Source organism: Sphingobium indicum BiD32, from assembly GCF_000382885.1.
Taxonomy (GTDB): domain Bacteria; phylum Pseudomonadota; class Alphaproteobacteria; order Sphingomonadales; family Sphingomonadaceae; genus Sphingobium; species Sphingobium japonicum_C.
Window position 1 is genome coordinate 63943 of record NZ_CAVK010000024.1, and the last position, 12329, is coordinate 76271.

The following is a 12329-nucleotide window of genomic DNA, read 5'->3' on the forward strand; positions in this document are numbered from 1 at the left end:
AAGGAAGCGCGGATTGGCGAGGTGGGTGACTGCCCTCGCCGCCATGACCTTCACCCTCCCCGCCATCGCATCGGGCGTGATCGACAATGTGAACGGCATGGCGGTCGATCCCAATGGCAGGATCGTGCATTTCCGCGCGCTGCTGATCGACGATGAGGGCAAGGTCGAAAAATTGCTGCCCGACCGCTATCAGGAGCCGGAATATAAACCCAAAAAGCCCAAGAAGGGCCAGCCCTGGCCCGAACGGCCCAAGGGACTGTCGTTCAGGATGGATGCTGGCGGCAAGACGCTGATCCCCGGCCTGATCGACGCGCATGGGCATGTCATGGGACTGGGCCTGTCGCTCATCACGCTGGACCTGTCGACTACGACATCGCTGGCCGAGGCACAGGCGAAGATTCGCGCCTATGCGCAGGATGGCGCAGGGCGCAAATGGATCATCGGCACGGGCTGGAACCAGGAACAATGGGGTCTCGGCCGCTTCCCGACCGCCGCCGATCTGGACGCCGCGGTCAGCGACATTCCGGTGTGGCTGGAGCGGGTGGACGGTCATGCGGGATGGGCCAACAGCGCCGCGATCCGCGCGGCAGGCGTGACGGCCGCGACGAAAGCGCCCGCCGGCGGCCGGATCGAAATGGCCGCGGGCAAGCCGGCTGGCGTGTTCGTCGATAAGGCGATGGATCTGATCGCACGGGTCGTCCCGGCTCCTGCGCCCAAGGACCGCGACATCGCCTTTGAAAAGGCGCAGCGCGCGCTGCTGGCGACCGGGATCACCGGCATTGCCGACATGGGCACCAGCATAGAGGATTGGCAGGCGTTCCGCCGATCGGCCGATCGCGGCGCGCTGCGCGTGCGGATCATGGCCTATGCGGCGGGGCTGGAGAATATGACGCTGATCGCCGGGCCGGAACCCACGCCATGGCTGTATGACGACAGGCTGCGGCTGGGCGGGGTGAAGCTGGTGCTGGACGGGGCGCTGGGGTCGCGCGGCGCGTGGCTGAAGGCCGACTATGCGGACGCGCCGGGGCAGCGCGGTCTGCCGATGATTGCCGACACGCAATTGCGCAATATCATGAGCCGGGCGGCGATGGACAATTTCCAGATCGCTACTCACGCGATCGGCGACGCGGCGAACAGCGAGATACTCGACGCGATTCAGGAATTGTCGGAAACCTATGAGGGTGACCGGCGCTGGCGGATCGAACATGCGCAGATCGTCAGCCCTGCCGACCTGCCGCGCTTTGCCCAATTCGGTATCGTCGCGTCGATGCAACCGGTGCATGAAGCGTCCGACTGGCGCATGGCGACCGCGCGACTGGGCGATGCGCGGCTGGCGGGTGCCTATGCGTGGAAGGCAATGCTGGACAATCGCGTTCCGCTGGCTTTCGGCTCCGACGTGCCGGTCGAAAGTCCCAATCCCTTCCCCGGCATCGCCGTCGCCATGAGCCGGGAGGATTCCAAAGGCGAACCGCTGGGCGGCTGGCTGCCACAGCAACGGGTGAGTTTCGAGGCGGCGCTGGATGGCTTCACCCGTCAGGCGGCCTATGCCGGTTTTGCCGAAAAGCGCTTCGGCAGTCTGGTGCCGGGCCAGCGGGCGGACTTCCTGCTGATCGACCGGGATATTTCGACGGCGCGGCCTGCGGACATTCGCGCGACGCAAGTGCTGGAAACATGGATCGGCGGCAAGCGGGTCTATGTGAAGGGGCAGTGATTACATCGCGTTGTCGGCGGCGTTGAGCGCATCCTCAAACGTTTCGGGAAGCGGCGGCTGGACCGGCTTGTCGCAGCCTTCTTCCTTCATATGCGCGCGCAGGGCGTCCATGCGACCGAGATTCCAGCGCGCCAGCGGAACGCCGAGCGGCCGGAATTCAGCGCGGTCGAACAGTTCGACGACATAGGATGCGCATAGTTCGTCAACCTGATCGAGCGTCAGCATCCCCAAATTCATCACCATCGGCTTGCCCGGCACGCCGTTGCGACCGCGCACCAGATCGGTGACGTAAAGGCCTCCGCGCGGATCGACCAGGACGACATCGGCCTGGCTGGAATCGATCAACCGGTGACTGGCGGCATAGGGTGCGACAAATTCATGGGTGCGCCAGACCAGGAAGATGCTGGCAAGGCCGGTAATGAACAGGCCGATGACCAGCGGCCGGAGCGCCCCCTGGGGCCGGAAACTTGCCCAGCCAAGCCCCGCCAGCAGGCAGAAGGGACCAATATAGCCATGGGCATAGCGAAAGCCCCAGCCATAGCCCTGCGCCAGCGCCAGCGCGCATCCCGCCACACAGCCGAGCGCCAGCGGCAGTGCAATTTCCTGTCCGCCGATCGCGCGCCGCCACCGCATCGCGGCGATGCCGAGCGCGGCCAGCGGCACCATGAGGATGTTGTTCCAGGCCACAAAGCGGCTGAGATTGACCAGCGGCTGCCAGCGATCGCCCAGCCGCTGGAAGAGGCTGCCGACCTTGTCCGCCACCCCGGCGGAAGGGCGGACATCGGCGGGTGCGCCAAGCATGTCGAGCAGGAAAGCCGGCCAGATCTTGGCCCACACCACCACGATCGCCACCAATGTCAGCGCATGGAAGGCGGCGACCGTCCAGCGGCGCGCCAGCAGCATCCACAGGATGAAGGGGGCGATGAAGATGGGCGGGAAATGCCACTGATGCAGCCCGGCCGCGATCAATGCGACCAGCCCCGCACTGACATGGCCGATCACCCCGCCGCGCAACACCAGCGCCAGCCACACCATGTTGAGCGCGAAATGACCGGTCATGGCATAGGGCGTCATCGCCGTGATCCAGAGTTGGCTGGACGAACAGCCCAGCAGCACCGTCACCCACACCGCATCCGGCCGATCGGGCATCAGGTGCAGCGCCACGCGCCAGAGCGCGAACAGGCCGGTGATCAGCAGCACCGGCCCGGCCATATTGGGATCGCCCAATTGCCAGAACAGCGCCTGGATCGCGCTGTTCACGGGCAGATAGGCCGCCGTCCAATAATCCGCCGCCCCGAAGGGGGAGAAGAATTCGGGCATGATCGCGCGGCGATAGGGTTCCCATTCGACCGGGATCGGACGGGCAAACAGCCCTTCGCGCATATAGGCGGCGGCGAAACGGGCGACCTCCTCATCGCGGGAAATGGCATAATCCTGGAACAGGGCATAATGGCCCGCCCATGCCGCCAGACCCATCAGCACGATCAGCGGCACGACGATCCGCGCGGTCGGGCGCGGCAGGATGATCCCGCGCCCCTCGGCAAAGGGCGCAGCCAGCGCCAGCAGCAGCAGCGGGACGATGAGCGCGGGGAAATCCTGATCGAGAAACAGGATGACCGCCAGGCTGATCCCCTGCCGATAGGTGACATGCCACAGGAAGGTCGCGCCCAGCCACAATGTCAGGCCGATCGCCCCTGCCAGAAACAGGCGACGCGCACTAACGAAGGACGCGGCGGCTCCCATGATCAGCCCTGCACCAGCGCCCGGTTTACGAAAATGCCGTCCATTTCGACCAGCAGCGGGAAATGCCCCTTATTATTGGCGAAGAAGGCGGACGGGACGAACGCCCGCGCCTCCAGCCAGTCGATCATCGCGCGATAGCCGGTGCCGCCTTCATAGATGGGCCGCACGCCGAGTTCGGTTTGCACGCCAGTCATCTGCGCCAACACCGCGCCCGCGCCTTCGCAGACCGACAGGTCATGGCCCTGCGTGTCCATCTTCAGGAACGGCCGGGTAAAGCCATGCTGCGCCACCAGTTCAGGCAGCAGCGTGTCGAGGCGGCGGCAGGGCGTCGCCACCGTCTGCGTTACCTTGTTACGGTTCGCGAAAATATCGTCCTGCGTATTGGACGGGGTCTTGAGCGAGGAAAATTGGTCGGCGGCCATAATGTTGAAATCGGCGGTGCCGTCAAAGTCCGACAGCGCCATGTTGAATATATGCCAGTGGCGATCCGACGCGGCCCGCCGTTGCAGTTCCGCGAACACAGCAGGGTTCGGCTCGAACGACAGGATCAGGCCGCGATAGCCCGCATCCTTGCGCGCCATGGTCGCATATTGGCCGCGATTGGCGCCAACGTCGAACAGGCAGTCGACGTGGAACGCCGCCAAAAAGCGCTTCAAGGCCTGAATTTCGGGATATTGATGCACGCGCCCGGCCAGCGCGAGGCGCAGCGCGAGCAGGCGGTCGCAGGCTTCACGAACGTAGCGGTTCATGCGCGCGCGGCCAGCACTGCTTTGTAGATGCCGATCGTCGCCACCGCCATATCCTTCCAGTCCCCCATTTTCGTCCCATAGGCGCGCACGCGCGCACCCTGTTCCTGCCTGATGGCGGCGCTTTGCACCAGCGGCAAGAGGGCTTGGGCGAGCGCTGGCGCATTTCCCGCTGGTGCCCGGACCGCGACCACATCAGGCAACTGGCCGAACATGCCGGCGTCCGACGTCACCATCGCCTTGCCATGGTGCAGCGCTGACAGGAACGCGCCACTCGAATCGATGTGGCGATAGGGGAAGGCGATGATGTCGGCCTTCGCCATATGCGCGTCGAGGCGGCCTTCGGTCAGGAAACCGAAATCGGTGCGAAGGCGGCCGGCGAACCCGGCTGCGCTGACATTTTCGAGGAGGGGCGCGACATCCATGAAGGGCTTGCCCGCCAGCACCAGTTCAAAGGCGTGGCCGGACTGCCAAAGCTGGAGGCACGCCTCGACCAGCAGGTCGACGCCCTTATACGGGCGGATCGTGCCGAAGAAGAGGATACGCGGAACGACCGGATCGGGAATGGCGGCGAGGTCTGCGGGGGTGGCGGCGGCAAGGCGCATCGGCGGGTGCGGCGTTACATGGATGCGCGCCGGGTCGATGCCCTGCTCCACCAGCGCCGCGCGGGTCGTTTCGCCATGGACGATCAGCGCGTCGAACTGGTCGAGCAACGCGCGATAGCCCCGGCCCTGCACCCCGGCATCGGCATGATAAGCGTCGGCATTATGGACGGTGTGGACCAGCGCGACGCGCCCTTTCAGGCGGCGCAGCATCAACAGGTCGGCGGGTGCGAGCGGGAGCCACTGGACATGGGCGACATCGGCATTGGTGAGCGGCGTCAGGTCGCCCAGCGCGCAGGACAGGCCATATTCCGCCGCCTTGGCCAAGCGGAAGGCCCGACCTTCGCCGAGCCGGTCGCGCAAAGCTTCGCTGCGGCGGAAGAAGTGCGGGTTGTAGCTGTAGCCCTGCGACCCAATCGCATCGGTCGTGCGCATCGGGCGGGCAAGCAGGGTAATGTCCGCCCCCTCCCCCGCCAGCGCCGCGGACAGACTGTCGTCATAGCGCCCGGTGAAGAGCGATGGATCGAGCATCGCCACCTTCATGACCGCACCAGTCGGCGCAGGGAGACGGCGTGCAGGGCCGCTGCCAGCAGCAGGGTCAGCGCGTAGAGGCCCAGGAAAGCGAGATCGAACCGCTCCGGCCAGAGCAGGCGCGCCAGCGGAACACTGAGCAGCGATCCCGCGAGGAAGGGAAGCGAACGGCTGAGAAGATGGAAAAAACGGCCCAGCGCGGCCTGCACATAGACCGAGACGCACAGCAGCGCGAGAGCCAGCAGCGCGACGACGATCAGCACCAAGTCGGCACGGTCGATGCTGGCGCGACCGTCAAACAGGATTGCAAACAGCCAGTCGCCGACGCTCAGCAACACGGCGGACAGCGCCAGCGCAAAAAGCATCGCCGCGCCCAGCGCCCGGCCGAGCAACTGGCGCAGCCGCACTTTGTCGCCTGCATGATAGGCGCGGGTGATGCGGGGGAGCGCGGCCTCCACGAGGGCGCGGACCAACATCGACAGCGACCTGGACATCTTGAAAAAGAAATCGAACAGCAGCATCGGCCGCGCGTCGCTGGTCGCCAGTGCAATGGTGAAATAGGGCGCATTATAGGCGATGATGTCCGACACGGTGAAGGCAGCAGACGCGCCTATGTCGCGCAGATAATGCGCGCGGACATGGCCGCCGCCGACGCGGAAGGCGATCCAGTGGCGCGACTTCATGCTGAGGCGACGGTGGACATGGGCGATGGCCCAGCCGATCACAAGGATGCTGACCACCAGTTGCAGCGCCAGCGACAGGCGCGGGTCCAGCCCCGCCAATATCGCCAGCAGCAGGCCGATGGTGATGACCCGCCGCCCGCAGTCGAGCGCTTCCCACAGGAAATTGCCGTCGACTGCCGCCAGCGCCCGCTTGGCCAGCAGGGCAGGCAGGTTGAGGCAGGCGGACAGGAAAAAGAGAATGAATAACAATGGCATGGTGGTACCGATCCAGCCTGCCGCCAGTGTGACCAGCAGGATCAGCGTACCGCCCGCGACGATCAGGCCGAGGAAGAGGAACAACACCCCCATCTCCTCCAGACGGAACGCGCCTATGTCGCCTTCGCCGTCGCCCAGCCAATGTCGTCGCAGCCGGGCATAGATGATGCTGGTCAGGCCAAATTCAGCCGAGACGGTGAAATTGCCGAAGGCGACGAGCAGCAGGAAGGACTGGAATTCCGCCAGCGGCAGCGCACGCACGAACACGAAGGTGACGGCGAAACCCCAGATCAGCACGAGGCCGACATTGGCGAGCTTGACCAGCGCAAGGATGCGGGCGGACGCCTCCATCCGCGCGACGATGCTCACCGCGTCGCGGCTCCACCGGGCTTGCGGGCGCGGAACAGCCGGTCGTCCAGCGCGTAGAAATGGCGGGTCGCGACGTCGATCCCGGCGGCGTCTATTTCCTCCAGATCGAAGCCCGCTGCGCGGATGCGGTCGGCGAAATCGGGGCCATATTGGCGGACATGGTCCCACTGGCCAAAGCGCCGTTCGCGTTCGCGCGGGGGCATGGCGAAGCTGCCATCCTCGGTCGGCTTGGACCACAGCGGCACGATCAGCCAGGCTTCGCCACCGGGTTTCAGCGCCCGCAATATGTTGCGCAGCACGGCCATATCGTCGGGAACATGCTCCATCACATGACTGGCGTAGAAGAGGTCGTAGCGATCGGCGTCCGCCAGTTCCATCAGGTCAACGCGGTGCATGTTCGGCACGGTGTAGCGTGCCGGATCGAGATCGGCTGGTCTGTAATCGGCAGCAGCCGAGAAACGGCGGACCAGACTGGCTTCGTTGGGGGCCATGTGCAGGATCGCCGCATCGGTCGGCACGGTCAGCGTCCCCTGGGCGATCAGCCAGTTCATCAGCCGTTCGCGCGGCGACGCACCGCAGTCCGGGCAGCCCCATTCCCCATTATCGCCATAGCGGAAGAAGCCGACCACGGTTGCGCCACAGGCCGGGCATCCCCGGTTGGCGCGCGCACCCAACGCCTTGCGCGCCTTCAACGCCGTTCGGGTCAGATGCTTGCCGACAGCCTTGGCCACCCGCTGAACAGTGATCACGTCATTCTCCGACTGGGAACAGGTATCGGCCTATACAAGATCGCACGGCTTTGACGAGAGGGTCAGCGCGACTTGGCGGGATTCCAGATGGTAACGGTGCGGCCGGTCATGGCTTTGGCGACGCCCTGCAAGGTGGCGGCATAGGCGATCAGCACATCGACCAGCGCCGCGAACGGGCCACGCTTGGTGCGAACGCCCGCCCAGATGACCAGCGCCACGGCCAGCGCGCCGACCATGTAGAGCATCGGCGAGACGCGCATCGCCAATGCGCCCGCCGCGACGGCACCGGTCAGGATGAACAGCCCGCCAAACCAGCGCACGATCTTGCGCGATGCATATTTGAAACGGTCGATCGCGGCCATGCGGCGCAGTTGCGGGCGCAAATGGCTGTGGGTGTGCCAGGCGCGGGCAGCGATGCGGACCTTGCGGCGATATTCATCCTTGCGTGCCGTCACCAGCCTTTCGCGCGCGATTACGTCCTTCGCTTTGACGAGCCGCTTGCCCGCAAACACCACAACCATAGAGACGGTCAGGTCATCCAGCACGCTGTCGGGGAAATCGGGATAGAGGCTGCGGCGGATCGAAAAGATCGAGCCATCCGCGCCCAGCACATTGCCTGTGCGCGATTCCTCATCCTTCAGCCGCTCCTCGATCCGCCAGTAAAGCGAGCCGACAGATGCGGTCGCGCTCTCATCCTGCCCAATATATTGGAGCGATCCCAGCACCCCGCCGACGTCGGGATCGGCATAGCGGGCGAGCAGATTGTCGATCGCCTGGCCGTCCAGCAGCACATTGGCATCGGTGAAGATCAATATGTCGCCGCGAGCGCGGGCCGCAAGTTGCTTCATGCCATGCGCCTTGCCGCTGCGACCGGGGCCACGGATCAGCATGACGAGATCGCCCTGCGCGGCGATCAGGTCGCCAGTGCCGTCGGATGAGCCATCGTCGAATGCCAGAATTTCGAGCGTCGGGTGCACGCCTTTTAGCATCGCCAGATTGGCGAGCTTTTCGGGCATCGCATCGGCCTCATTATAGGCGCAGAAGAGCAGCGAGGCGGTCGGAACCGGCCCCACGACCGGCTGTTCCGGGCGCGTCGGCAGCGTGCGCAGAATCAGCGGATAGAATATGAACGGCCACAATGTAGCGACCAGCGAGACGAGAAGAAGTGCGCCAAGCCACAGGTCGGTCATACTCAATAGGCCTTGTGGTGAAACAGCACGCCCAGCGTCGCGACGATGATGCGCAGGTCGCGCCATACCGACCAGGCGGTGACATATTCCAGATCGGATTGCAGCCGGTCGATCAGATCCTGATGATGGTCGGTCGATCCGCGATGACCGCGCACCTGCGCCAGGCCGGTCATACCCGGCTTGATGCAATGGCGCGCCCAGTAACGCGCATCGACCTCCCAATAGAGCGTATCGCCCGCCTTGGCCGCAGCAGCGTGGGGCCGTGGGCCAACGATGCTCATATCGCCCTTCAATACGTTGAAAAGCTGGGGCAGTTCATCGATGCTGGACTTGCGCAGAAAGGCACCGACGCGGGTGACCCGGTCATCGTCGCGCGCCGTCAGCGTCTCGGCCTTGCGGTCGCTGGCGTCGGCACGCATCGAGCGAAATTTGTAAATCTGGAAGGATCGCCCGTCCTTCCCAATGCGTGGCTGGCGGAAGATGACCGGGCCGGGGCTGGTGAGTTTTACCGCCAGCGCGGCGACGATCAGCACCGGCGACAGCGCGATGGTGGCGACCGCGCCGACGATGAGGTCGAACAGGCGTTTGATCAGGCGATCGCGAAACTGGAGCGGGCCGCCCGCGACGATGATGGTCGGCTGGCCGTCAAATTCATCGACCCGTGCAGGCGCAAAGCGCAGCAGTTCGGGCACGACGATTTCGCCGCGCGCCGACAGCGATTTAAGGGCCGCCGACCAGTCATCCATCCGGTCCAGCGGACAGGCGACGATCACCCGTTCGGCCATGCCGACCGCCTGGGCAAGCCGCGCCGCCATGTCGGCATCATGCCGTTCGGGGCGCAGATCGGCGGCATCCGCTTCGATGATCAGCATGTGCGGGCCGGTTTCGATGGCGACGCCATCCATGATCACGGCAGTCAGATGCGGCACTTCCCCCAGCAAATGCCTGGCCAACCGCACGACAACGAGCCGCACCAGCACCACTGCAACCGCGCCCAGCGCCAGCCCGGTGATGAAGGTGAGGCGCGAGAGCTGTTCGGCGATCTTGCCCAGATAGACGATCAGCAGCATCAGCAACGCCGCCTGCGCCAGCGCCAGCAGAGCGCGGAAAATGCCGCGCCGGACATTCTCCAGACTGTGAATGCCATAGCCGCCGCCCTGCACGCCGAGCAGCGCATAGAGCGGCGCGATCATCGCGAACATGACAATTCCGTGCGGCTTGCCCGGCTCCCCCCACAATGCGCCCAGCACGAACCAGTTGGCCGCCAGGAACGCGCCGAACAGACCCGCCATGTCGCCAGCCAGGCACAGGGCATAGAGCCGCAGCCGGACCATTTCCTTGGAGACTGTCACTGGTGCGCCCCGATTATCGCCATGCGCCCCGTTGGCACCCGGCGCGGCCGGTTGCAAGGGGGGAAGGATCAGCTTCGTCCGGCTCTTGATCCTCCCCTTTAAGGGGAGGTGGGTGGCCGCAGGCCAGCCGGAGGGGTGTCATGCTATCGACAGGGCGACACCCCTCCGTCAGCACTTCGTGCTGACACCTCCCCTACAAGGGGAGGATTATGAGGATTTAAATCCCGAACAATCGCACCAGCGCCTTGTCCAGCATCAGCAATTGCCACAGCAACCGCCCATGATCGGCCATGCCCGATTTGTGATCGGCGGCGATTTTGGCGAGCGCTTTGGTGTCGAACCAGCCGGTACGCGCCAGCGAAGATCCGCCCGCGATTGCCGTCGCCTCGCCTGCCAGCGCGCCACGGAACCAGGCGCTGATCGGGGTGACGAAGCCCATTTTCTGGCGGTAGAGTATGTCCTGCGGCAGATAGGGTTCCATTGCCTTTTTCAGCAGATATTTGCCGCTATTGCCCCGGATGCGCTGGTTGACCGGCAGGCGTGCGGCGAATTCGACCAGCCGGTGGTCGAGCAGAGGCTCGCGCGCTTCCAGGCTGACGGCCATGCTCATCCGGTCGGTCTTGGTGAGAATATCGCCGGGCAGCCAGATGCGGATATCGGCATATTGGGCGCGGTCGAGCGGATCGCGCGCGGGGGCGTCGGCCATCGCCTTGATATAGCGGTCCTCGGCGCGATAGGCGCCCAGCCGGCTTTTCATGTCCTGACTGTAGAGGCGATGGCGCAGCGCGTGCGGCGTCACCCCGACCGACGCGGCATAAGCGTCCCCACCCTCCCCCGCCAGTTCCAGGAAGGTCGATTTGGCGCGGAGTGCGCGGGGTGCCCAGTCGGCCTTGGGATAATATTTGCCGAGCGTACCGAACAGTGGCTGACGGACGGAAGCCGGAATCAGGCCGCGCAGCCGCTCCCCCTGCATCTGGAAACGGTGGCGGCGATAGCCTGCGAACGCCTCGTCCGCGCCATCGCCCGACAGCGCCACCGTCACCTGTTCCCGCGCCAGTTCGCACACGCGGAAGGTCGGCAGCGCAGAGGCGTCGGCAAAGGGTTCGTCGAAATGGAAAGCGAGCCGGTCGATCAAGCCATAATCATCAGGCGACACGATCCGCGTCCGGTGGTCGGTCGCAAAACGCCGGGCGATGCGGTCGGCAAAGGCGGTTTCGTCAAGCGCGGCGACGTCGAAACCGATGGTGCAGGTCTTGACCGCTTGGGCAGACGCTTCGGCCATCAGCGCAACGACGCTGCTACTGTCCACCCCGCCCGACAGGAATGCGCCCAGCGGCACGTCCGCCACCATGCGGGACCGGACCGCCTGCCGCATCAGCGCGACCAGCTCTTCTTCCAATGCTTCAGGCTTGGCCTTGGAGCGGTCGGCGAAGCTGACATCCCAATAGCGTTGTGGCTGCGGCAAGGGGCGACCGCGCACCAGCCGCAGTGTTTCGCCCGCGCCCAGCTTGCGCACGCCCGCGACCATGCAGGCGTCGTCGGGGACATAGCCATAGGCCATATAATCCTCAACCGCGCTCAAGTCCGGCGCGCGGCGCAGCAGCGGATGGGCGAGCAGGCTTTTCAGTTCGGAACCGAAGATCAGGCTGCCATCAGACAGCAGGGCATAGTGCAGCGGCTTGACCCCCAGCCGGTCGCGCACCAGCCAGAGCGACTGCGCCCGCGCATCGGACAGGGCGAAGGCGAACATGCCGTTGAAGCGGTGGACGCAATCCTCACCCCATTGGCGATAGCCGTGGAGGATGACTTCGGTGTCGCTATGGGTGCGGAAAATATGCCCCTTGGCCTCCAGTTCGGCACGCACTTCGCCGAAATTATAGATTTCGCCGTTGAAGATGACGGCAAGCGATTCATCCTCGGTCAGCATCGGCTGCGCGCCGGCCTCCAGGTCGATGATCGAGAGGCGCAGATGGCCAAGGCCCACGCCCGGCGCGGTCCAGATGCCGCTGCCGTCCGGCCCGCGATGCGGCATCGCGTCCAGCATGGCGCGCACCCGCGCGGGATCGACGGGCTTTGCCGTTTCGAGATGGAAGATGCCTGCTATGCCGCACATGGCAACCGCCCTAGCGCAAGCCCATGGCGCGGTCAGCCAAAAGCTGCACATCGCCCAAATCAGTCAGGAAGGCGCTGATCACGGCGTCGGCGGGATGGCCTTCGCCCTGTTGCGCCGACACGAGAATGGCGATGGCGCGCTGGTCCTGCCCCAGCAGGCGCGCTTTCATCGTTTCGATCTTGACCGTGGGTCGGCTGCCGGTGGGCGCGCCCTGCCCCACGATATAGAAGCTCACGACATGGCGGACCACGGGTCCGGGCGCGGTGATCTGTTCCTGTCTCTTAT

10 protein-coding genes are annotated in these 12329 nt (G+C 65.1%); 1 reads left to right on the forward strand and 9 read right to left on the reverse strand.

Annotated elements, in window-relative coordinates; all coding sequences use genetic code 11:
* Positions 1-43 precede the first annotated feature (43 nt).
* Complete coding sequence (locus EBBID32_RS02605) at positions 44-1711, forward strand: amidohydrolase (protein WP_037488359.1); 1668 nt, start codon at positions 44-46, stop codon at positions 1709-1711.
* Here EBBID32_RS02605 and EBBID32_RS02610 read toward each other — a convergent pair whose 3' ends face one another.
* The 9 genes from EBBID32_RS02610 to EBBID32_RS02650 form a co-directional block, all read right to left on the reverse strand.
* Entirely contained in the window at positions 1712-3454 is a 1743-nt protein-coding gene (locus EBBID32_RS02610) for a hypothetical protein (protein ID WP_006950103.1), read from the reverse strand. It abuts the gene before it with no gap.
* A 2-nt stretch (positions 3455-3456) separates the two neighbouring features.
* Entirely contained in the window at positions 3457-4203 is a 747-nt protein-coding gene (locus EBBID32_RS02615; protein ID WP_006950104.1) for an FkbM family methyltransferase, read from the reverse strand.
* Complete coding sequence (locus EBBID32_RS02620) at positions 4200-5345, reverse strand: glycosyltransferase family 4 protein (RefSeq protein WP_006950105.1); 1146 nt, start codon at positions 5343-5345, stop codon at positions 4200-4202. Before EBBID32_RS02620 ends, EBBID32_RS02615 begins: the two co-directional genes overlap by 4 nt.
* Positions 5342-6622, reverse strand: a complete 1281-nt coding sequence (locus EBBID32_RS02625) for a hypothetical protein (protein WP_037488361.1) — start codon at positions 6620-6622, stop codon at positions 5342-5344. The genes EBBID32_RS02620 and EBBID32_RS02625 overlap by 4 nt, the downstream gene beginning before the upstream one ends.
* A 14-nt stretch (positions 6623-6636) precedes the next feature.
* Complete coding sequence (locus EBBID32_RS02630) at positions 6637-7389, reverse strand: class I SAM-dependent methyltransferase (protein WP_006950107.1); 753 nt, start codon at positions 7387-7389, stop codon at positions 6637-6639.
* 62 nt (positions 7390-7451) lie between these two features.
* Positions 7452-8579, reverse strand: coding sequence for a glycosyltransferase family 2 protein (locus EBBID32_RS02635; RefSeq protein ID WP_006950108.1), 1128 nt, complete (start codon positions 8577-8579; stop codon positions 7452-7454).
* A 2-nt stretch (positions 8580-8581) separates the two neighbouring features.
* A complete protein-coding gene (locus EBBID32_RS02640) occupies positions 8582-9913 on the reverse strand; it encodes a sugar transferase (RefSeq protein WP_196805576.1) in 1332 nt (443 codons plus the stop codon).
* A 235-nt stretch (positions 9914-10148) separates the two neighbouring features.
* Entirely contained in the window at positions 10149-12044 is a 1896-nt protein-coding gene (locus EBBID32_RS02645) for an XrtA/PEP-CTERM system amidotransferase (protein WP_006950114.1), read from the reverse strand.
* A gap of 10 nt (positions 12045-12054) precedes the next feature.
* The coding region (locus tag EBBID32_RS02650) for an exosortase-associated EpsI family protein (RefSeq protein WP_037488331.1) at positions 12055-12329 on the reverse strand (275 nt) is incomplete at its 5' end.